Source organism: Glycocaulis sp. (assembly GCF_052168375.1).
Lineage (GTDB): Bacteria > Pseudomonadota > Alphaproteobacteria > Caulobacterales > Maricaulaceae > Glycocaulis.
In genome coordinates, this window is record NZ_JBQLZR010000164.1 from 1 (window position 1) to 21,815 (window position 21,815).

20 protein-coding genes and 1 tRNA gene are annotated in these 21,815 nt (G+C 64.5%); 8 read left to right on the plus strand and 13 right to left on the minus strand.

From position 1 onward, the window contains the following. The 3 genes from ACTS2Z_RS06425 to ACTS2Z_RS06435 all read left to right on the plus strand — a co-directional run. A partial coding sequence (locus ACTS2Z_RS06425; protein WP_442572392.1) for a TSCPD domain-containing protein occupies positions 1–1,406 on the plus strand: 1,406 nt, incomplete at its 5' end. A 51-nt stretch (positions 1,407–1,457) separates the two neighbouring features. Continuing rightward, entirely contained in the window at positions 1,458–1,955 is a 498-nt protein-coding gene (locus tag ACTS2Z_RS06430) for a pentapeptide repeat-containing protein (RefSeq protein ID WP_442572393.1), read from the plus strand. A gap of 61 nt (positions 1,956–2,016) precedes the next feature. Next, complete coding sequence (locus ACTS2Z_RS06435; protein WP_442572394.1) at positions 2,017–3,204, plus strand: pentapeptide repeat-containing protein; 1,188 nt, start codon at positions 2,017–2,019, stop codon at positions 3,202–3,204. A 99-nt stretch (positions 3,205–3,303) separates the two neighbouring features. Here ACTS2Z_RS06435 and aspS read toward each other — a convergent pair whose 3' ends face one another. The 3 genes from aspS to ACTS2Z_RS06450 form a co-directional block, all read right to left on the minus strand. Then, complete coding sequence (gene aspS / locus ACTS2Z_RS06440; protein WP_442572395.1) at positions 3,304–5,130, minus strand: aspartate--tRNA ligase; 1,827 nt, start codon at positions 5,128–5,130, stop codon at positions 3,304–3,306. Between the two features lie 134 nt (positions 5,131–5,264). Beyond that, positions 5,265–6,467 carry an FAD-dependent oxidoreductase gene (locus ACTS2Z_RS06445; RefSeq protein WP_442572396.1) on the minus strand — a complete coding sequence of 401 codons (1,203 nt, stop codon included), beginning with the start codon at positions 6,465–6,467 and terminating at the stop codon, positions 5,265–5,267. 2 nt (positions 6,468–6,469) lie between these two features. Then, positions 6,470–7,804, minus strand: coding sequence for an amidohydrolase (locus ACTS2Z_RS06450; RefSeq protein WP_442572397.1), 1,335 nt, complete (start codon positions 7,802–7,804; stop codon positions 6,470–6,472). Positions 7,805–7,896: 92 nt separating this feature from the next. Here ACTS2Z_RS06450 and ACTS2Z_RS06455 point away from each other — a divergent pair, with 92 nt between their 5' ends. Beyond that, a complete protein-coding gene (locus ACTS2Z_RS06455; RefSeq protein ID WP_442572398.1) occupies positions 7,897–8,676 on the plus strand; it encodes a lysophospholipid acyltransferase family protein in 780 nt (259 codons plus the stop codon). A gap of 250 nt (positions 8,677–8,926) precedes the next feature. Here ACTS2Z_RS06455 and metG read toward each other — a convergent pair whose 3' ends face one another. Next, a complete protein-coding gene (gene metG, locus ACTS2Z_RS06460; RefSeq protein ID WP_442572399.1) occupies positions 8,927–10,633 on the minus strand; it encodes a methionine--tRNA ligase in 1,707 nt (568 codons plus the stop codon). Positions 10,634–10,741: 108 nt separating this feature from the next. On the opposite strand from metG, the gene ACTS2Z_RS06465 reads away from it, so the two are divergent. Further along, positions 10,742–11,149: a DUF1761 family protein gene (locus ACTS2Z_RS06465; protein ID WP_442572400.1), complete on the plus strand. Its 408-nt coding sequence runs from the start codon at positions 10,742–10,744 to the stop codon at positions 11,147–11,149. Positions 11,150–11,228: 79 nt separating this feature from the next. Next, a tRNA-Thr gene (locus ACTS2Z_RS06470) sits at positions 11,229–11,303 on the plus strand. 253 nt (positions 11,304–11,556) lie between these two features. Here the strand turns inward: ACTS2Z_RS06470 and ACTS2Z_RS06475 are convergent. Both ACTS2Z_RS06475 and ACTS2Z_RS06480 read right to left on the minus strand, forming a co-directional pair. After that, complete coding sequence (locus tag ACTS2Z_RS06475) at positions 11,557–12,306, minus strand: class I SAM-dependent methyltransferase (RefSeq protein ID WP_442572401.1); 750 nt, start codon at positions 12,304–12,306, stop codon at positions 11,557–11,559. Positions 12,307–12,487: 181 nt separating this feature from the next. After that, complete coding sequence (locus ACTS2Z_RS06480; RefSeq protein ID WP_442572402.1) at positions 12,488–13,165, minus strand: phasin family protein; 678 nt, start codon at positions 13,163–13,165, stop codon at positions 12,488–12,490. A gap of 150 nt (positions 13,166–13,315) precedes the next feature. On the opposite strand from ACTS2Z_RS06480, the gene ACTS2Z_RS06485 reads away from it, so the two are divergent. Next, positions 13,316–14,686, plus strand: a complete 1,371-nt coding sequence (locus tag ACTS2Z_RS06485) for a serine hydrolase (protein WP_442572403.1) — start codon at positions 13,316–13,318, stop codon at positions 14,684–14,686. Here ACTS2Z_RS06485 and ACTS2Z_RS06490 read toward each other — a convergent pair. The 3 genes from ACTS2Z_RS06490 to ACTS2Z_RS06500 all read right to left on the minus strand — a co-directional run bounded on the left by ACTS2Z_RS06490 (position 14,683) and on the right by ACTS2Z_RS06500 (position 16,647). Further along, positions 14,683–15,153 (minus strand): J domain-containing protein, encoded by a 471-nt coding sequence (locus ACTS2Z_RS06490; protein WP_442572404.1) that lies wholly within the window; start codon positions 15,151–15,153, stop codon positions 14,683–14,685. The two genes, ACTS2Z_RS06485 and ACTS2Z_RS06490, sit on opposite strands and share 4 nt — an antisense overlap. A gap of 10 nt (positions 15,154–15,163) precedes the next feature. Continuing rightward, the gene (locus ACTS2Z_RS06495; protein ID WP_442572405.1) at positions 15,164–16,054 is read right to left on the minus strand and encodes a division plane positioning ATPase MipZ; all 891 of its coding nucleotides are present in this window, start codon (positions 16,052–16,054) and stop codon (positions 15,164–15,166) included. 95 nt (positions 16,055–16,149) lie between these two features. After that, positions 16,150–16,647 (minus strand): SPOR domain-containing protein, encoded by a 498-nt coding sequence (locus tag ACTS2Z_RS06500; protein ID WP_442572406.1) that lies wholly within the window; start codon positions 16,645–16,647, stop codon positions 16,150–16,152. A 167-nt stretch (positions 16,648–16,814) separates the two neighbouring features. Between ACTS2Z_RS06500 and panC the strand changes: the two genes are divergently transcribed. Then, a complete protein-coding gene (gene panC / locus ACTS2Z_RS06505; RefSeq protein WP_442572407.1) occupies positions 16,815–17,690 on the plus strand; it encodes a pantoate--beta-alanine ligase in 876 nt (291 codons plus the stop codon). A 14-nt stretch (positions 17,691–17,704) separates the two neighbouring features. Here the strand turns inward: panC and ACTS2Z_RS06510 are convergent, their stop codons facing one another. The 4 genes from ACTS2Z_RS06510 to ACTS2Z_RS06525 form a co-directional block, all read right to left on the minus strand. Beyond that, on the minus strand, positions 17,705–18,118 hold the full coding sequence (locus ACTS2Z_RS06510; RefSeq protein WP_442572408.1) for a DUF1489 family protein: 414 nt from the start codon (positions 18,116–18,118) through the stop codon (positions 17,705–17,707). 63 nt (positions 18,119–18,181) lie between these two features. After that, positions 18,182–19,114, minus strand: coding sequence for a hypothetical protein (locus tag ACTS2Z_RS06515; RefSeq protein WP_442572409.1), 933 nt, complete (start codon positions 19,112–19,114; stop codon positions 18,182–18,184). Next, positions 19,114–20,031, minus strand: coding sequence for a cupin-like domain-containing protein (locus ACTS2Z_RS06520; protein WP_442572410.1), 918 nt, complete (start codon positions 20,029–20,031; stop codon positions 19,114–19,116). The genes ACTS2Z_RS06515 and ACTS2Z_RS06520 overlap by 1 nt, the downstream gene beginning before the upstream one ends. Before the next feature lie 236 nt (positions 20,032–20,267). Beyond that, positions 20,268–21,815: ATP-binding protein (locus tag ACTS2Z_RS06525; RefSeq protein ID WP_442572411.1), on the minus strand; the 1,548-nt coding region annotated here is incomplete at its 5' end.

Consider the following 21,815-nt stretch of genomic DNA (forward strand, 5'->3'; position numbering starts at 1 on the left):
CGCCGGCCGCGCGGGCGTTTGCCGAACGTCTGCTTGAGGGGCTCGATACAGACATCCAGAAAGCCGCCCTCGCCCATGCCTTCGGCGCAGGCACGCTTTCGGGTCTCAATCCGTCCTGGCTCGGTCAGCTGAAAGAGGCAGGCCTTGATGCGTCGGCACTCGCCCGCATCGAGACCATGATCGCCGAGGGTGCACCGGTGCGTCACGCCTTCAACCGCTGGACGGTGGGCGACGAGATTGCAGCACGCTGCGGGCTGAACCCTGAACGGCTGGAACAGGCCGGCACACGCCTTCTGGAAGCCTTCGGTGTGTCGCCCGTCGAGATCGAGGCCGCCGAGCGCTGGGTGCATGGCACGGGCGCGCTGCATACCTGCGAGGTCCTGCCGGACACACTGAAAACGGCGTTGGCGCCTGTAACGCCCGAAGCGCGCCTCGCCATGGCGGCGGCACTGGAAAGCGCGCTGGACGCGCCTGCGGGCCTTGATCTGGTCCTGCCCGGCCACGCGACGATTGATGATGTCTCTGCGCTGATCCTTTCAGCGGCGCGCGACGGGCTCAAATCCATCCGCATCCGGCGCGAGGGCGAGGCTCTCTACGATCTTCTCGCCACGATCGAGTTTGACAGTGCTGACCGGGGCGAACGCCCGGTTTTCACCGAGGAACGCATCGTGGAGCGCGTGGTGGAGCGCCCGGTGGAACGGGCCGCCAGCCGCCGCAAGCTGCCTGACCGGCGCAAGGGCTATATCCAGAAGTCCACCGTCGGCGGCCACAAGGTGTATCTGCACACGGGCGAGTTCGAGGATGGCGAGCTCGGCGAGATCTTCATCGACATGCACAAGGAGGGCGCTGCCTTCCGGTCACTGATGAACAATTTCGCCATCTCCATCTCCATCGGCCTGCAATACGGCGTGCCTCTGGAAGAATATGTCGACGCCTATGTGTTCACGCGCTTCGAGCCGGCCGGACCGGTGGAAGGCAATGATTCCATCAAGCACGCGACATCCATTCTCGACTACCTCTTCCGGGAGCTGGGCGTGTCCTATCTCGGACGCGAGGACCTCGCCCAGACTGATGCCCGCAAGTCTGATCCGGGCGGGATTGGCACGGGCGTCGCCAACGAGAAAGTCATTACCGGGGAAGAAGCCTCACGGCTGATCTCCAAAGGCTTCTCGCGCGGGCAATTGCCCGACAATGTGGTGATGCTGGGCAGCGCGCCGAGAAAGCCTGCGCCTCTCACGCCCGCCGCGGGCCAGGGCCGCAAGGGAGATGGCGCGCCAGCGCCGCGTGCAGAGCCGGTCTATTCCGGCGAGCCATGCCCGGCCTGTGGCCATTTCACGCTTGTGGAAGCAGGCGCCGAGCTCAACTGCGAGGCCTGTGACTGGCAGGGGCCACCCCCGCAGGGCTAGGGCCTGATCCTTGCAGCGCCGTGGCCATAACACCGAACAGGATGTGCCGCGATGAAACAGATTCTGACCGCCCTGACGCTCGGACTGGCGCTCGCCAGCCCCGGCCTTGCGCAGAACGCCGCTGAGATCGACCGGGTTCGCGCGGGTCAGTCCTGCACGGGCTGCAACCTGTTCCAGGCGGATCTGTCCTATCGCAACCTGCCGGGCATTGATGTGTCGGGTTCGCGCCTGCGCCAGTCCGATCTGTCGCTTGCCACGATGAACCGCGCGCGTTTTGTCCGCACGGACCTCTCGATTGCCAACCTGTTTGGCGGACGTTTCACCGGAGCCAGCTTTGCCGGTGCCAATCTGGAGCGGGCAACGCTCGTCGGGGCCTATTTCGGCAGCGCGGACTTTACCGGCGCAAACCTGACCGGTGCGAATATCTCCGGCGCCGAAATGACCCGGGTGCGCGGCCTCACCCAGGCCCAGCTTTCAACCGCGTGCGGTGACGGTTCAACCCGTCTTCCGGCAGGCCTTAGCGTTCCGTCCTGTTTGCCCCATCGCTAGACTCTTCCCATTACTGCAATTTAAGTCGCTCTTGCCTGCACCGGGGAGTAGGAAAAAGGGCATGAAGCTGCGCCTGTTGACCCTGTTCGCGCTTGTACCGCTTGCTTTTGCCACGCCGCAAATGGCGGCAGCTGGCGACTTGTCGGATAATGCGCAGGTCTTGCGCGGACATCGCGACGCCGATCCCCAGCGCCGTCTGGTCATTGGCGGCGACTGTGCGGCCTGCGATTTCAGCGGCACGAACCTCGCGGGCGCCCATCTCTATCGCGGTAATTTCTCCAGCGCGGACTTCAGTGAAGCCCAGCTGCTGGGCGCCCGGTTCGGCAATATGCGCCTGGATGGCGCGAACTTTTCCGAAGCCTCCATGCGCGAGGTGCACCTCTCCAGTGTCACCATGAGCGGCGCGGTGCTCTCCGAAGCCAATCTGTCCGATCTGCGCGCCCATCAGGTCATGCTGCAAGGCGCCAACGTGCGTCATGCCAATCTGACCGGCGCGAGCCTGGTGCAGGTGAGCCTGCAGGGCGCTGATATGGACCGGGCCGACCTGACTGCGGCCACGATACGCTCGGCCGATCTGCGCGAGGCGAGCCTGCGCCATGCCGAGCTTAACAATGTCGTTCTCCAGCACGCCATCATGCATGGTGTGGACCTGACCGGCGCTTCGCTGGTCGGCATCTTTCTCGATCATGTCGATCTGACCGGCGCAGACCTGCGGCGGACCGATCTTCAGGGTTCACGCTTCCGCCAGGTCATCCTGTCGGGCGCGGACCTGCGCGAAGCTGAAGGGGTGACGGTCGAATTGCTGGCAGAGGCTTGCGGAGACACCGAAACACGCCTGCCCGAGATTGACGGTCTCGTGCTGACCGCATGCACGGCAGCGCCGACCAGCACGGTTCCGGTCGATGAGCGCGCCTTCATCGCCGAAGCCGAGGCACGCCGCCTCGAACAGCTTGAAGCAGCCCAGGCCGCTTTCGCCAATGCGCTGGCAAGCGTGCAATCGCGTGCCATGGCCGCTGGCGGGCTGGAGCGCGAAGCATTGGACAGCGCCCGTGAAGCCCTGCGGGAGGCCGCCCGTGCCCAGGCAGAGCTGGCCCGCGCTCGCGCGCAGACCGGCTGGCGGTTTGAAATGCGCCGGTCGGAAGTCGGCGAACCGATGCAATTCCTCTTCGAGGAAGCCCAGCGTGCACCGGCTCCGCCTGCGGAGCCGGCCTTGCCGGCTGGCGGGCCGGATCGCTCCGACCCGCGCTAGAAATGCTCTCATTGTTTCCGCAGCCCATCAGGGCTGCGAAGCCCCGCGCACGAGCGCGGGCGCGCGTTCGCGCTTGCGGCGCTGCGCGCCGAGGGGAGATTACCCCTTCTTGGCTTCGGGCAGGACCGTGCGCAGGTGCAGCTCGCGCAGCTGGCGGGCTTCCGGATAGGCCGGAGCGTTCATCATCAGATCGCGCGCCTGCTGGTCTTTCGGGAACATCACCACTTCACGCAGGTTTTCGACGCCCGCCAGCAGCATGACGATCCGGTCCACACCCGGCGCGATACCGCCATGCGGCGGCGCGCCATAGCGGAACGCGTTGAGCATGCCGCCAAAGGCTTCCTCGACCACTTCCGGGCCGTAACCGGCAAATTCGAAAGCCTTGAGCATGACGTCCGGACGGTGGTTACGGATCGCGCCGGAGGACAGCTCCACCCCGTTGCACACGATGTCGTATTGCCAGGCCTTCAGGCCGAGCAGCGTTTCGTGGTCGTTCTTGTCCAGCGCCATGAAGGCCTCGGCCTCCATTTGCGGCATGGAAAACGGGTTGTGGGAGAAATCGACCTTCTTCTCGTCCTCGTTCCACTCATACATCGGGAAGTCGACGATCCAGCAGAAGCGGAAGACGTTCTTCTCGCACAGATCCAGCTCACGCCCGACAATGTCGCGTGCCCGGCCGGCAAAGGCGTACATGTCCTTGGGCTGGCCCGCGACGAAGAAGACCGCGTCGCCCGCTTTCAGGCCCAGCTGGGTGCGGATAGCGTCGGTGCGCTCCTCGCCGATATTCTTGGCGATGGGGCCAGCGCCTTCGAGCGCCCCGCCCTCTTCACGCCAGAAGATGTAGCCCAGACCCGGCTGGCCCTCTTTCTGGGCCCAGGAGTTCATCCGGTCGCAGAAGGCACGGCTGCCGCCAGTCGGCGCGGGGATCGCCCACACCTCGACGGCGGGGTTCTTCTCGATCATGCCGGCGAACACCTTGAAGCCGGAACCGGCAAAGTGTTCGGTCACGCTTTGCATTTTCAGCGGGTTGCGAAGATCCGGCTTGTCCGAGCCATAGGTGCGGATCGCCTCGGCATAGGGGATGCGCGGGAAGGCGTCATCGCTGACGACGCGGCCATCGGCAAATTCGCGGAACAGGCCCGCCAGGACGGGCTCGATCACACCGAACACGTCTTCCTGATCGACAAAGCTCATTTCCATATCGAGCTGGTAGAATTCGCCCGGTGCACGGTCGGCGCGCGCATCCTCGTCGCGGAAGCAGGGCGCGATCTGGAAATACCGGTCAAAGCCGGAGACCATAATCAGCTGCTTGAACTGCTGCGGGGCCTGCGGCAGCGCGTAGAACTTGCCCGGATGCAGGCGCGAGGGCACCAGATAGTCGCGAGCGCCTTCCGGGCTGGAGGCGGTAAGGATCGGCGTCTGATACTCGACGAAGTTCTGCTCGATCATCCGGCGGCGGATGGAGTCGATGATCTTCGAGCGCAGCACGATACGCTTGTGCAGGCTCTCGCGGCGCAGATCGATATAGCGGTGCTTCAGGCGCACCTCTTCAGACCAGTCAGGCTCGCCGAACACGGCCAGCGGCAGTTCCTCTGCCTCCGACTGGACGGTCAGCCCTTCCACGCGAAGCTCGACCTCGCCGGTCGGCAGGTTCTTGTTCACGGTGTCCTCGCTGCGCGCGACGACCTTGCCCGTGAGCGTCACAACGCTCTCCACGCGCAGGCGCTCAAGGCGGGCAAAGTGCTCGCTATCAGGCTCCAGCACGCACTGGGTCAGACCGTAATGATCGCGCAGGTCGATGAAGAGCAGGCCACCATGGTCGCGCTTCCTGTGCACCCAGCCGGAGATGGTGACATCATTGCCCACATTGCTCTTGCGCAGTTCGCCGCAGGTATGGGTGCGCCAGTGGGTCTTGGTAACGGACATGGGTCAGGGCTCTTTGAAAACTGGGGTGGAAACAGGCCGGACAGGACGGAGAGAAACCCGCCTGGAAATCAGGGGTCGAAATCAGCGCGGAAAAGGCCTTGGCGCGCGCGCAATGTCAAGGCGGGGACGCGGTTTCAGGCAAGATCAAGCCGCCCCAGCGGCGCGCCGACCAGCCCGCTAACGAGAGCCGCCTGCACGAGCGGGGCGGGCCAGACCTTGGAGACCGGGCCGACGAGGCGGTCGCGCAGGAAGGGGATGATGCGGCTGTCAGACTGGTAGACCGGCGTGAAGAAGGCGGTAAGCACCTGATAGAGCCAGACATGGAAGCGGCGATATGCGATGGCGCGGGCGATGGCGTCGGCCACGTCTGTGCCTCCGCGCAGCCCGAGAGCCAGCGCGTAGGCGTCAAGCAGCGCCATGTTCGCCCCCTGCCCCAGCTGCGGGCTGGCCGAGTGCCAGGCATCGCCGATATGGATGAGGCCTGCCTCGCCCGGACGTTCGAGCGTGCGATGCGAATAGCGGGCAAAGACGAGCTGGCCGGGATCGGTAATCTGTTCCAGCAGCGGCTCCACAGCCGGCCATACGGCTCGTACTTCGTGTATCCACGCTTCCAGCCCCGCCGTGCGCCAGGCCGCCACGTCCACGCCCTTGATGGACCAGAACAGCGCGGCCTTGGCCTTTGCATCGTGGGGGGCAGTGCCGATAGGCAGGACCCCCGCCATGATGGAAGCGGCGCGGTATCGCTGCTCCAGCGCATGAGGGTTCAGCTCCGATACGTCCGGCCAGTCGAGACTTGCCCAGAGCGCGCCGTATTCCAGCTCTTTCCCTGTGGGCGGTGCCAGCGGCGTCCGCGTACCCAGCGCATCGACCAGCAGGTCGTAAGGGCCTTCACGCCGGCCAGCGGCGAGGATCAGCGTGCGCCGCCCGCCCTCTCCGGCTTCGCTAGCCGTGATCTCGCAAGCGGTGTGGACTTCGATGCCCTCGGCCAGCACGGCGTCATGCAGGATCGCGAACAGGGCCGAGCGGTGAATACCGATCCCCGCGCGCGCAGGCCTGCCAAGGGCGCTGTAACGTACATCCAGAACAGTTGCGCCAGAGCGTACCGCCTTGCCGAGAAGCCGGTCCACGTGTGCGCCGTGCGCTTTCAGCGCGCCATCGAGGCCAAGCTTTTCCAGCACCGCCAAACCCGTCGGCTGTATCAGCAGACCGGACCCGATGGGCCGGGGCGTGTCGAAACGCTCATAAAGCCGTACGCGGTGGCCATCGCGATGCAGCAGCAGCGCGGCCGCGAGCCCCGCCGGGCCGCAGCCCGCAATGGCGATATCCTTTGGCGTCATCCCTACTGCGCGCCGCCCGGAACACCGTTTTCGAACAGGTCGAGCGCAATCAGCGTCATGCCTTCAGCGGCCATGGTCACGGCGCTTTCGGCGTCTGGATAGTAGAAGGGCGAGTGGTTGGCGGGCGGCGTTTCACCACGTGCTTGCGCGGCGTCCCACACGCTTTGCGGAGAGCCGCCAACCCAGAACATGAAGATCGGCACGTCATGCTCGGTGCGGCCATAGCGGGCGAAATCCTCCCCGCCCGTCACCGGGCTTGCCGTATCCACCGCATCGCCAAAGCGCTGGGTGAGCACCGCGCCCGCGCGGTCGGACAGGGCCGGATCGTTGTAGAGCGCGGGCGTGTAGACCTCATCAATCTCCATGACCGGCATCAGGTCTTCGGGAAGGCCGGCCGCGATGGCGGTGCCACGCGCGATGCGCTCAATGCCCGAGAGCAGGCGTTCGCGCACCTCATCGGTATAGGAGCGCACGGTAATCTGCAGATGGGCTTCGTCGGATATGATGTTGTGCTTGGTGCCGGCATTGAAGGCGCCCACCGTCACAACGCCGGTATCGAAGGGGGAAAGCTCCCGGCTGACCAGTGTCTGCAGAGCCAGCACTATCTGCGAGCCGAGCACGACCGGGTCACGGCCCAGATGCGGCGAGGCGCCATGCGCGCCGATACCGCGAATGCGCAAGTCCACCGTGTCGACATTGGCCATCGCGAAGCCCGGCGCATAGCGAATCTGCCCGGCGGGGACATACCCCCAGGTGTGATGGGAGATGACGGCATCAGGCGTCGGGAAACGCTCATAGAGGCCTTCCTCCAGCATGGCATAGGCGCCAAGGCCCACCTCCTCTGCCGGCTGGCCGATCAGCACCAGAGTGCCCGACCAGGCATCGCGATTACCCGCCATCCAGCGCGCCGCGCCGACCAGGGCGGTCATGTGGGTGTCGTGGGCGCAGGCATGCATGACGGGAAATTCGTTGCCCATCCGGTCTTCGCCCATGACGGTGGAGGCAAACTCCAGCGGCGTCTGCTCGCGTACGGGCAGGCCATCCATGTCCGCGCGCATCAGGATGACCGGGCCATCCCCGTTCTCCATAACGGCCACGATGCCAGTGCGCCCGACATTCTCGGTCACGTCATATCCTGCATCGCGCAATTCACCAGCCAGGCGCGCTGCGGTCTCCACCTCCATGAAGGAGAGCTCCGGATTGGCGTGGAAATGCTCGTAAAGGGGACGCAGGTGCGCATCCCAGTCCGATTGCAGCGCCTCGCTCAGATCGTCCTGGGCGATGGCAGGCAGGGCCAGCGAAGCGGCGAGAGCCAGTGCAGATACGAGCGTGCGCATGATCGGTTATCCCCTTTATATCGTGTCTCGCCACCAGAACAGACCGCTACAGGCTTGCGGTCAACCCGCATGCCCGTTCCTGACAGGCGGCCTTGGCCGGAATCGCTGCGCGTTCCATCATCAGGCCCGCCAGCGCAAGGGAGACCCTCCTGAGACACCACATCTTCCATTCCGGCTACTGGCTCATCACCGTGCTGATGGGCGTGCTGGCCGTCGCTCCGGCAACGCTCATACCCGGCCGCTGGGCGACGGTTGGCGCAATCTGGCTCTACACCCGCGCCATGACGGGCTGGATGAGAGTGTGCGGGCTGAAGCTGCTGGTGCGCCGGCTGCACGTTCTTCCCGATACAGACCCCGCTGTCATTGCCTCCAAGCACCAGTCCTGGGGCGACGGGATATGTCTGGTCTCGCGCCATCGCGAGCTGACCTATGTGATCGGCGATCACATGCTGAAATACCCTCTGGTGGGCTGGATACTGCGCCGGGCCGAAGCGGTCGTTGTCGACAATGCCGGGGGCAAGCGGGCAAGCGGCGCGCTCGATACCGGGCTGGAAGCGCTCAAACGCTCAGGCCGGGACGTGCTGATCTATCCCGAAGGCGGCTTGAGCGAGATCGGCACCCGAAAACGCTACCGGCTGGGCGTCTATCGGCTGGCCCGCGAGCTTGGCCGGCCGGTGATACCGGTCGCGACCAATCTGGGCCTCTTCTGGCCCCAGCAGAAATGGGAGTTCCATCCCGGCCTCGCGATCATCGAGTTTCTGGACCCCATCCATCCGGGCGAGGACGCAAAGGCTTTCATCGCCGAGCTCGAAACCGCGATCGAAACCCGCACCGCCGAACTGGTCAAGGCGGGGCGCAGGAGTGTGGGCTAGCGCTCTTATTGTTCCCGCTTGAGGCGGTTTGGTCGAGACTTTTTGCCGACATCTCTTGACCGGGTTCCCGGGCTTGACCCGGGATCCATATTGTCAGCCTTTGGATATTTCCATGGATCCCGGCTCGAGGGCCGGGACCGCGGTGGAAACGTCCGAGACTCTCCGGGTCGCCAAGCGGCCAGCACCCCCTAGCCTCACCGGTGCTCATGCGAGGCGCAACGCCCGGAGGGGCGGTGCATCAAAAAAGAACCTACTCCCCGCCAAACCTCGCCTTCCATTCCTCCACCGAAGCATCCTCGATCTTGGCGAAGAGCACGTCAGGAGTGGAAAAGGCGTGACCAGCCTTGAGCGCTGACAGCAGCGATTTCGCATCGCCTTGCGGCCACTGGCCGGCATCGCCCTCGCTTCCGACCGCTTTCAGGATCGCGGCCGACGCATCGGGGATGACAGGCCCGGCCACAATAGCGAACAGGCGCGCCAGGTTGATGCCATAGCGGACGCCCAATGCGGCCTGAGCAGGGTCCGTCTTGAACACCACCCAGGGCTGGGCGCGCGTCAGGTATTCATTGCCTGCCGCCCACAGCGCGCGCGTCTCGGCGGCGGCCTTGCGATACTCAATGGCCTCATAGGCGGCCACAATGGCACCAAGGCGGGCATCGACTTCGGCTTCCAGCCAGGCTTCGTGTTCGCCGGGCGTGCCGCCGTCGGGGACCACCCCGTCAAAGCGCGCCGCGCCGAATTTCAGGATGCGGTTGACGAAATTGCCCAGCACGTTGGCCAGATCCGAATTGATCACCGACTGGAAGCTCTCCCAGGTGAACTGGGTGTCGGAGCCTTCCGGCGCATTTGATGTCAGGTACCAGCGCCAGTAATCGGACGGGAGCAGTTCCAGCGCTGCATCCATGAATACGCCGCGCTTCGAGCTCGTCGAGAACTTGCCGCCATACCAGTTCAGCCAGTTGAAGGCTTTAAGCCGGTCGACGAGCTTCCACGGCTCTTCAGAGCCGAGGATCGTTGCGGGGAAGCTGACCGTGTGGAAGGCGACATTGTCCTTGCCCATGAACTGGACATAGGTGACATCGCCCGCGCCCTTGTCGGTGCGCCACCAGCGTTCCCAGTCATTGCCAGTTGCTTCTGCCCACTCCGCCGTGGCGGCGATATAGCCGATCGGGGCATCAAACCAGACATAGAAGACCTTGTTCTCAAAGCCTTCGCGCGGGCCTCCATCCCTGGTGACTTTAACGCCCCAGGACAGGTCGCGCGTGATCGTGCGGTCGCGCAACCCCTCATCGAGCCATTTGTATGCGATTGAGCGGGCGAGCTGCGGCCAGCTTGTGGCCTCGTCCACCCATTGGCGCAGGCGGCCTTCCATCTGGCTCTGGCGCAGCTGCAGATGGCGCGTATCGCGCACCTCCAGATCGCGCGAGCCCGAAATGGTGGAGTAAGGATCCTTCAGATCCGTTGGCTCCAGCAGCTTGCCGCAATTATCGCACTGGTCGCCGCGCGCCTTTTCATATCCGCAATTGGGGCAGGTGCCCTCGACATAGCGATCAGGCAGGAAGCGGATGTCGGCGTTGGAATAGACCTGCTTTTCCACGATTTCCGCGATCAGCCCATTGGCTTCCAGCGCTTCAGCGAAATGCTGGGTCAGCTGCGCGTTCTGAGGCGAGGAAGTCCGCCCGAAATAATCCCAGGAAAGGGCAAAGCGCGCGCCGATATCCTTCTGGATGGCGTGTTGCTCATCGCAATAGGTGCGCACATCCTGCCCTGCAGCAGCAGCCGCCAGCTCTGCCGGCGTGCCGTGTTCGTCGGTGGCACAGATATAGAGCACTTCATGGCCCCGCATACGCTGGAAGCGCGCATAGACATCGGCGGGCAGCATCGACCCGGCCAGATTGCCCAGATGCTTGATTCCATTGATGTAAGGCAGGGCCGAAGTGATCAGAATGCGGGCCATGGCGGTAAATCCCCGATGGGCGTATGGTTAAGCACTGGCGCGATGGGCGCCATCAACACGAGTTCGAGGGCGGAGCAATAGCCGCCCCGGACGGGGAGGGAAACACTCATGCCCAGAATTTTCGGTCATGACCTGATCGCGGTGATCGTTGCCGCAGTGGTCATCTACTTCATTGGCTTCCTCATCTATGGACTCCTCTTCTCCGGCTACTGGATGGCGCAGTACGGCTATACCGCCGACAGCTTTGCCGGCCATGAATGGAAAATGTTCCTTGGGCCGGTCATGCCCATATTGACGGTACTGGGGCTCGCAGCTCTGCTGCAGGCGGCAGGTGCCAGCGGGCTGATGGCGCATTTGCGTATCGGTTTCATCGCCTGGGCCGGCTTCTGCCTGCCCACCATGCTCTATGCCTTCGCCTACGGAATACTGATCACACCGGGCGCACTCGTGCTCGATCTTGCTCATTTGCTCCTTGGCGTCCTCGCCGCGTCAGCGGTGCTGGTCTGGCGCAAATAGCGAAGACGGACACGTCCGGCAGCGGCGCGCTTGCCCGGCGCGCCGCTTTTGCTTTAAGAGGCTGCGCGCATCCCTTTTTGCCGGCGTAGCACAGCGGTAGTGCAGCGGTTTTGTAAACCGAAGGTCGGGAGTTCGATCCTCTCCGCCGGCACCATTTTTTAGTTTCGCCTCAAGCGCCGGCGGCGGCATCCGCCGCCTTGGCTATCCTCGCTTAGCTGCGGGCGCGCGTTCGCGCTCTCAGGCTGCAAAGCAGCCTGTCAGGGCAAAGCCCGCCCGCGACTTTTCGCGGAACATCGCAACGCGGATGCGTTGCGGAGGTGAAGTCTTCGCGCTCTCAGGCTGCGTAGCAGCCTGTCAGGCCGACTGGCCGCCCGAGCTCATCCGAAGCGCGAAGCCCGGATGTAGGGCTACCGCCACTGCGCTACATAGAAGCCGTAACTGACATAGTCGCGATAGGTCTCGTAGAGCCGGATTTCCGCGCGCTCTGCTTCCACAATGGCACGGGCTTCGGGCGCGTTCCCGTTGCGGGCGAGGAACGCGTCAAACCGCGCTTCCATCGGACGGTAATAGTTGTCGAGCCAGCAGGTTTCCGGCAGCGGGAAATAGCCGAGCATTGCGTAGCCCGCCTTTTCCAGTGCCGTGATCTTTTCGCCAGCTGTTGCCACCTGCGGGTAGATCGCGTTCCAGTGCGCGCTCAAGTGTTCGGGCCGATCCTCCGTGAGCCAGGTCAGTTCCGAAACTGCCAGAACGCCGCCCGGCTTCAGAAAGCGGGACCAGGCCTGGATGCCGCTCTCGAAACCGATATTGTAGATCGCGCCTTCCGACCAGATCGCATCGAGCGAGGCTGGTTCGAGCGGCAGCGCGTCCATCGATGCCTCCAGCGTTTCGATGCGGCCTGACAGGCCCGCCCGCCCGGCGCGCGCGTTCAGAATGTCGAGAAAGCGCGGCAGAAAATCGACCGCCACGATATGGGCATCAAGGGCATCCGCGAAGCACAGCGTCGGTGCGCCTGTACCGCACCCAATATCGGCGATTCTGAGCGCCTGCCTGCTGCGCAGGCCGGACAGCTCCAGCGCAAGCCGGGTCTGGTCATCGCCGCCCGGCCCCTGGCGGTCGGCATCGCCGTGCAGGTCAATCAGGAGATCAAGTTCGTTCATGGCCATGAGGTCTTATCGCCGGACCTGTTGGGCCAAACAAGAAAAATGGCCCGGCAGGACCGGGCCAGGCGTCCGTATCAAAAAAAGTGGCCCGGCAAAGCCGGGCCAGTCAGGGAGGACTTGTCACCAGCGGCGAAGGGACTGGCCCCTCGCCCGCCGGAAAACTGTAGGCGCCAGAAACCTAGCGCTGCGACTGCATCAGCTCGACAGCGGCGGCAAAGCGCTCGTTGATCGGCTTCATGGAGTCTTTCATCATCGAGGACACGTGGTCAGAGACCTTGTTCATCTCGGCCAGATAGGCTTCCAGCGAGGACTTCGTGTACTCGGAGTGGATCTCGATCACTTCCTGCACCGACTTGGCAGAGGCCAGCGACTTGGCGGCAAGCATGCCGTCTTCCATCGACTTCTTGGCGTAGCCGGCGGCGAGGGCGTTCAGCTCTTCAAAGCCTTTCGAGGCCGTGGTGGCCGAGGCAATGACGGCTTCAACCGAGTTCTTGTGGAACGCGCTGAAGTCGTTCATGGCGGTCATCGACTTCTCGATGCCTTCTTTCACGGCGTCGTTCGACGCGGCGGTGAAGGTTTCGAAGGTTTCCTTGGCGAGGTCTTTCTTGGCAGCAGCCATGGGAGTAACTCCTTTGAGGTTGCCCGTGAACTTGCGGGGGGCGGAGGGTTTACGGGACGCTGTTTTCGGTGTGGCAGGGGCTGCTTTCTTCGCAGATGCAGCGCCCGGCCGGGCTTTGGTTTCGGTCTTCGCGGCAAGTGCCTTGGCCTTCGCCGAACGGGCTTCCGCCGTTACCATTGCGGCTTTGACGCCTTTGGCAGCGGACGCGGCAGCAGGTTTTTCCGTTTCAGCGGTCATGGCTTCCGGCCTTGCCTTTCTGGTTCGCAACTGCAGCAAATATGAGGAATCAGAGGCCCGAAGTCAAATATTTTTTGTGCAGCGCACAATTTTGCAGTCGCGCGAGGCGGTTAACGGGTCCTCAACGCATTTCGGCGACTGTCCGGGCCTATGCTCCTTCGTCATCTTGCCGCCTGTTTCGTGGTGTTTGCGCTGGCCCTCGCGGTGCCGGCCGGTTCCGTCTTTGCGCAGGACCGCTACGCAGCCTTCGTCGCCGACATGGAAACGGGTGAGGTCCTGCATGCCCGCAGGCCTGACGCCGCGCGCTACCCGGCCTCGCTGACCAAGATGATGACGCTCTACATGCTGTTTGAGGCACTGGAGCGCGGCGAACTGACCCTCTCCTCGCAACTTGTCATGTCGCGCGAAGCGGCTTCCCGTCCGCCCTCAAAGCTCGGTGTCCCGGCTGGCAACTCGATATCGGTGGAAACGGCCATCCGTGCCCTCGTCATCCGCAGCGCCAATGATGTGGCCGTGATGGTCGCAGAGCAGCTTGCGGGCAGCGAGGACGCGTTTGCCTCAGCGATGACCGACAGGGCCGTTGCCCTGGGTCTGACCGCCACAGTGTTCCGCAATGCATCGGGCCTGCCCGATGCCGCACAGCGCACGACGGCGCGAGACATGGCGCGGCTGGCCCACGCCCTGCACCGCGATTTTCCCCAATATTTCCATTATTTCGGCGAGCGCAGCTTCCGCTACGCAGGGCGCACCTACACCACGCACAATACGCTGGTCGGTCGGGTGAACGGGGTGGACGGGCTGAAAACCGGCTATATCCGCGCCTCGGGCTTCAATATCGCCGTGACCGCAGAGCGCAGCGGTGCGCGCCTGGTAACGGTCGTGATGGGCGGCGCGACGGGTCCGGTGCGCGATGCCCACGCCCAGGAACTTATCGAAGCGGCCTTTTCCACGCTGGATGCACGCCGCGACGGGCTGATCCTCGCCAGTCTCGGCTCGCCGCGTATCAGCCCGATCCGTGAACAGGAAATCCTGACCGCTGAACTTTCCGGCGTTGCCGGTCCGACAGCCATGGGCTCCGCCGCCAGCGAGAGTGGCCAGGCTGCGCCGCCCGTGCGCATCGTGGTGGAAGACATCTCCGAACTGGACCGCCCTGCCCGCGACACAGAGTCTGACCGCGTCCGGTTTGACTCAGACGCCGCGACGGCATCGACCGGGCAGCGCGCCGCCGCCACCACGGCTTCACTGCCAGCAGCCTCAACGCGTACTGGCGGTGGCTGGGCGGTGCAGGTCGGCGCGTTCGGTTCGCAGGCCGTGGCTCTGGCACGCCTCGAAACGGTTCTGGGACTGGCGCCTGCGCTGTCAGCCGCCTCACCTGTTACCGAGGAAGTGGCCCGTGACGGGCGCTCGCTCTGGCGGGCGCGCTTCGAGGCGATGGACCCTGCAGTCGCGCGTCAGGTCTGCGCTGATCTCGCCCGGCTGGGTGAAGCCTGCTTCGCCGTCAACCAGGATGCTCAAGGCTAGTCGCCGAGCAAAAGATCGCGCGCCTGCTGCACCCTGCGAGCCAGGGCGGCATTTCCGCCTGTATCGGGGTGAACCTTCTTCATGAGCTCTCGGTAAGCCCGCTGGATGTCGTCATGGCTCGCGCCGGGTTCAACACCCAGGGTCGCGCGCGCTTCGGCAAGGCTCATCGTATCTGAACTAGAGGGCCGCTGTCCTTGACCCGGCCGGGCGCCCGGTCCCTGCCCGCCCAGACGGCCGGAGAGGCCCCGCCAGCTACCCGTCAGGAGGAAACCGACGCCCGCCAGTGCCATGGGGACGCCCAGCACGGCAAAGCCGCGAATGGTCATCACGATGCCGGCGAGGATGGCGGCCAGAGCCGCGGCAACACGCGCGATGCGCACCACGGAAGACGGCTCTGCGCGGGCAAAGAGCCAGGCGAGAACCACCATCGCCCCAAGGGCCACCAGAACGCCAAACAGGATGCTCATCGCGCCGCCATCAGAAGGGGAAGGGCTTGCCCGCCAGAGGCGGCAGTTTGAGCACGATCAGCAAGTCGCGAAGTTCCTGGCGCGCCGCGACATGGCTCATGGTGAAGGGGATGGCCGATCCGCTTTCGGTCAGGTCCAGCAGGGTCAGGCCGACCGGAAAAAGCTCGCGATAGATGACGCGCTCGGAAAAGCCGGGCGCGATGCGAAATCCGATGCGCTCGGCGAGCTTGCGCAAGCCATCCGCCACACGGCGCGTATTGCGGGCATCCAGCGTGGAGACCCGGTTTCGCATGACCACCCAGTCGATCGGTTTCTTGTCGCGCGCCACCCGGCTCTTGCGGCAGTTCCAGACCATCTCCGAATAGACGCTGGGGCGTCCGACCTCGAAGGTCTCCGGGTCCACATCTGCCAGAAGGTCGAAATCGACAAAGCTGTCATTGACCGGCGTGATGATCGTGTCGGCGCTGGCATGGGCAAGGCGCGAATAATGGGTGTCGTGCCCCGGAGCGTCGATGATGATGAAGTCTGAGCGCGCCTTCAGGCTCGCCAGCTCACGCTCCCAGGCGGCACGTTCCTCGCTTTCGGCAACATCCAGATCGCGCGACAGGCTGGAGCGCATCACCACCTGGTCGGGGATTGGCAGATCAACCCCGCGCGACGAGGCCCAGCGAGTGCGGTTCTCGATATGGCGCGAGAAGGACGCCTGCCGCAGATCGAGGTCTATCGCGGCCACCATCTGGCCCATGCGCATCAGCGCGATGGCAAGGTGTATCGCAACCGTGGACTTGCCCGCGCCCCCCTTCTCGTTTCCGACCACAATTACGTGAGCCTCGCGCACGCCGGTGCGCGGCGGCTGGGACGGTGTGGTTCGCACGTTCTGAAGGCTGGGCGGTAGGGTCATGAACGAGGCGGTTCCGGAGCAACTGGCCGTAGCTAACAGATAAGCCTGCCCGCGCCGCACGCAAACCTATCTTGCAGGCAGAATGTGGCCGGATACTAGGGCAGGACGGCGATACCATCAAAGGGCGTTACCGCGCACCAGTCCTGACGGGCGCGCACGGCGAGACAGGCCTGTGTAGCATCCGCTTCGGTGTCGAACGGGCCGGCCAGAAGGCGCAGATAAACACCCTGTCCACCCAGATCGACTTCCACATAGCGCGCCTGCAGGCCGGAAAGCTCCGGGTGCTGGCCCTGCAAGGCGTGCCAGCCCTCGGCCACATGGCGGGCCTCGCGGTAGGAGGCGAGATGAATGGCGTGCATCAGGCTCATGACAGGTATGGCGCCAGACAGGTCAGGCGCCGGGACAAGGGCGGCAGCGGCGCTCTCACCAGAGGCCATTTCCGGCCCGGCCATGGGCGCAGGCGGGCGGGAAAGGGCTGCTTCCAGTGCCATCATTTCCGGGACGACTGTGCCAAGCACAGGATCATTGCTGCCTGCAGCGCTGGAGAGCGCTTCGGCAAGCCGCAACGCCTGAGCCCCCTCAGGCGTCGACACACCATTGCCCTGCCCCGTACTCGCGCACGCGCCAAGGCTCACCGTCAGGAGGAGAATACTTGCTGCCCGGATCATCACGGACGCATATGTGCGCCGAGTCGGCGCCTTGCCTCCAGCGCCTTGGCCCGTCTAGCGTGCGCGCGCCATTGTGAAAGGCCCGAAACTCCATGCTGCCTGCCCTGCACTGCCCTGCCGTCCACACCGCTGACGCGCTCGCCCGCGAGGTCAGCCAGTGGCGCGCTGACGGCTATACAATCGGCTTTGTCCCGACCATGGGTGCCCTGCACGAAGGCCACATCTCCCTCGTCCTCAAGGCCATGGAGGTCAGCGACCGCGTTGTGGTGAGCATTTTCGTGAACCCGGCCCAGTTTGCCCCGCACGAAGACCTTGCCACCTATCCACGCACGCTGGAGGCCGATTCCGCGCTTCTGGCCGCGGCCGGCTGCCATCTGCTCTACGCACCGGCAGTGGAGGAGATTTACCCGGAAGGCTTTGCGACCAGCCTGCATGTCGATGGCCCCGCCCTTGGCCTGGAAAGCGAGGCCCGGCCGCATTTCTTCGGCGGTGTGGCAACGGTGGTGGCCCGCCTGTTCGGGCAGGTCAGGCCCGATATCGCGGTCTTCGGGGAGAAGGACTACCAGCAATTGCTTGTCGTGCGGCGCATGGCGGCTGATCTCGCCTTGCCGGTGAAGGTGCTGGGCGTGGAAACACGCCGCGAGGCCGATGGCCTCGCCATGTCCTCGCGCAATGTCTATCTCTCGCCCGCCGAGCGAATGCGGGCCGGACGCCTGAACGTCATCCTGCGAGACCTGGCTCATGCGCTCGAGGACGGAGAGCCTGCCGCCGCTGCGCTGGAGCATGCCCGCATTCTCGCAAACTCCGTGTTCGACGCCGTGGACTATATCGAGGTGCGCGATGCCGGCACGCTGGCCGATACCGGTCCCGGCCTTCTGAATCGGCCTGCGCGGGTGCTCGCCGCCGTTCGCGTCGGCAAGACGCGCCTGATCGACAATGTCGCCGCCAGTCCGGCTAGGCGGGGTTAGGCTGCTCTCGCGTCCTACCACGCCCCCATTTCGATCAGGCGGGCGCGCAGATCATCGGGCAGGTCCTCGCCCCCCGCAGCGGGCGAGGAAAGATCGGGCGGCGCGTCCGTCAGGTACCGCCATCCCTGAAAGGGCTTTTTCGGGCGCGGCGCGGTGCGCACCAGCTCACGGTCGAGCCAGATGCAGCAACGCGAAATCCCGTCGCTGCCGGTCACCTCTTCAAGGCCTATGATGCGCTGGCGCACCTGGATCACGCGCTTGATGACCCAGTAGAGCGAACCGCCGTCCAGCAGCTCATCGCTGCGCTTCGGGCTCATCCGGGTCACATGGTGCATGGGCTTCTTGCCCGGTGCGATCTGGTCACGCCACGCCTCGAGATCCTCGATCGTGTCGGCGCCGACGCACAGCTTTATCAGATGCAGGCTCATGCCTTGAGAGCTAGGACGAAACCCGGCGGCGGTCAAAGCGCGCGCGCCTTGGTTTTGCAGTCATCAGACCTGTTCGACGGCGCGGGCGAGGCTGATGTCTGAGGCTTCCGGCGCAGACTTGCGTTGGCGCAAGGCCGTGGCTGTCTTGGCGGCGCGCGAGATGGCGAGCTTCACCGCAGCGCCAATGCCGCCAGTGCCTGCCGATTTCGGGTTGAGCCCGGCCCGGCGGAGAAGCCCGTTAGCATGCAGGACGCCGTTTCGTACCAGCGATTCCTGCGTCACCACCTCAAGCACCAGCGTCACCGAGAGCTCGTTGCCATAGCGGATGCGATGGGGTGCATGGAGCGGCCAGGCGGCAAAGCCGCCGCGTTCCAGCGTGATGTGGGCTGCCTCACTGTCCCAGGACGGATCATAGGGCAGGTCCTCGCTTGCCTCTCCCAGCAGCACGCCTTCCAGAGCCCGGTCACTGACCCAAGGATCGCGCGGCGGATAGACGAAGACCTCCTGCTGTCCGCGCACCTGGTACATCATCGTCTCGGAGATGTCGGAATGCAGGAAGACCTGCGCACCCGGCGAGGCGATGACCACACCGCCATAGGCGCGCAAGGGTGACCAGCCAGGGTTCAGATGACGAAGCTGTTCGAGCATGGCGTTGAAGACAGGCTTCAGCTCGCTGTCAGTGTCCAGCGCATGACGGGCATGGACCCAGAGGCGTGTCTGGCGGACAGCCTCGATCAGATGGTGGCCGGGCAGATGCCGGCATACCGGCACATCTCGCCAGCTCGACCGTTCCGCCGGGTCGCGCCCCATCGTGCAGACATCGAGACTGGCCCGGTCATGACGATCCAGCATCGCAGCCAGCGCAGCATCATCAAACAGCGGCAGGCGCGCCAGCTGATGACGCGCGCTGACGACGCCGCGGGCAAACTCGCCGCGATGATACTCGCTCCAGTCCAGCAAGGGCGGGGCGATGCGTGTCCGGACAGGCGCAGGCATCAGGCGCGCACACCCAGCGGCGCTTCGGGATCAACTTCGAAGCGATAGCCGCCCTCGTGCGGGGTCTCCACCGGCACCGAGACGCCGGCCTTGCGCATGACGGCACCGGCCAGATAGCGCGCCATACGGTTCAGCCCGTGCGTCTCGTCAATGCGCGGCGGCTGCCAGCCAAAGCGGCGGCGCATCACTCCGTTGAAATACATCGCATTGTTCTGGATGCGGGCCTCAGGCGTCGTGTATTCGGTCGCCAGCGAGATATTGAGCGTGCCACGGTTCTCCACACGATGCGGCGTGTGGAGCGGCCAGCAGATCATCTCGCCGGGCTCCAGATCGAAATACTGCGCGTGGGGCTCCGCTTCGGTCCGGTAGACCAGCTCGTCGTTGAACGCGTGGAGCAGGACTTCCTCGCGCTCCTCGTCGGTCACGACCTCATCATGGTGCGGATAGACGTATACACGCTTCTTGCCGCTAATATGCCAGAGCATGGTGTCGGTGCGGTCCATGTGGAAGGGCACCTTTGCCTGGGGCGAGGACACCAGCAGCCCGCCCAGAATACGCACCGGATGGAAACCCGGATTTTCGTCCTGCAACTCCTCGAACATCTGGTCGAGAAGCGCGCGGTATTCCTCGTGAATGCCGAAAAGATTGCGCAGATTGATCCAGAGGCGGCCAGACTTCACCGCGCGGATCAGCTCTGCACCGGAGAGCTTGCCCGGATCACCCGTCTTCCATGAGGCGCGCGAGCCCGTTTCGTCCATGGTGGCAAAGTCGGCATAGTCGCGCGGATGAATTTCGATCAGGCGTTCGATGGCCGCCTCGCTGAAAAGCGGCGAAGTATGCAGGGTATGGCGGGTGCGCATGATGCGCTGGCGGAAATCACTGCGGGTCTGATCTGTCCAGTCTGCCAGTACGCCCATGGCCCAAACCTTCTGCTGCACCGCTGTCCGGATCAGGGACAGCCTGAGGGGATCGGGCGTTCACCATGCGAGGGACGTGCCAGCTTTCTCTCTGGCCAGTTGATCCAGCGTCAACAAACTCTCCATGCTCTCGTCACCCCGCGCAGGCGGGGGGTAAGAGAAAAACCGGGGAAAGTTCAGGTCGCTTGTTCCAGGTTCCCGCCTGCGCGGGAACGACGAATTGAGACGCAGGAACGCTATGCCGCCTCTTCGGCGAGGGCGACAAGAACATCGCCCTCATTGACCTGCTGTCCTTCGGACGCGTTGACGGCATCGATCACGCCATCGCGCGGCGCGGTGAGGGCCATTTCCATCTTCATCGCTTCCATGACGGCGAGCGTCTGGCCCTTTGAGACCGTATCACCCGGCTTTACGGAAAGGCTGAGAACCTTGCCCGGCATCGGCGCCTTGATGGCATCGCCCCCGGCCAGCGCATCAATGTCGGTACCGGCACCGAAGGGACGCGCAAGCAGGCTGTGTCCGCGCAGGCTGACAAGGAAGCCCTCGGGGCGATGGTCCACGATGGCGTTGACCGGCTCGCCGGCCTCGTCGCTCAGTTCCACATAGGTCACAGTTTCGGCAGCGTCGTGGACGCCGCGAAGGGCGTAGGCCTGACCGTCTGCCACCACGCTGTCACCCTGCAGCGATACGGTGCAGCGTTCGCCGCCCCGGTCGAAGACGGCCTGCAGGCGGGCGGGTGCATTCAGGCGGAAGCCCGTCCGGTTGTCCCAGGGATCGGTGCCGGGCTCGATCTGGGCCATCGCAGCAGCACCGGCCGCCGCAAAATGGATGAGCGGCACGCCTGAGGGCACCAGCGCGTCGAGATTGTGCTCGATGAAGCCGGTATAGACCTCGCCTGCACGGAAAGCCGGATGGGAGAGCGCCGCGCGCAGGAAGCCGGCATTGGTTCGCACCGGCCAGACCGCCAGATCGGAATCGATCCCGTCGACCAGACGGTCGATGGCATCAAGGCGGTCATCGCCGTGCGCGATCAGCTTTGCGATCATCGGGTCGTAGAACATGGTGACCTCGCCGCCCTGCTCCACCCCGGAATCAACCCGCAGCGCCCTCTGCCAGCCCGGCAGGGCCAGAAGGGTCAGCGGGCCGGTGGAGGGCAGGAAGCCGGTCGAAGGATCCTCGGCATAGAGCCGCGCCTCGATGGCATGACCGGTCAGCGTGATGGAGTCCTGCTCAGGCACCTTGCCACCTGCGGCCACTTCGAGCTGGAGGCGCACCAGATCGAGACCCGTCACCATTTCGGTCACCGGGTGTTCCACCTGCAGGCGCGTATTCATTTCCATGAAGTAGAAGCCGTCCGCGCGCAGCGCGCCGGACCCATCCACGATGAACTCCACCGTGCCGGCACCGGAATAGTTTACCGCCTCGGCTGCCCGCACGGCCGCCGAGCACATCGCCTCGCGCACCGCGTCGGTCATGCCGGGCGCAGGCGCCTCTTCAAGAACTTTCTGGTGGCGCCGCTGCAGCGAACAGTCCCGCTCGAACAGGTGGATGACATTGCCATGAGTGTCGCCGAACACCTGCACCTCGATATGGCGCGGGCTCGCAATGTATTTCTCGATCAGGACGTTCTCGTCGCCAAAGCTGGAGGCTGCCTCGCGCTTGCAGCTTTCGAGCGCCGCAGTGAAATCGGCCGATTTTTCCACCTTGCGCATGCCCTTGCCGCCGCCACCGGCGACCGCCTTGATCAGGACAGGGTATCCGATCGCATCGGCCTGCTCGTGCAG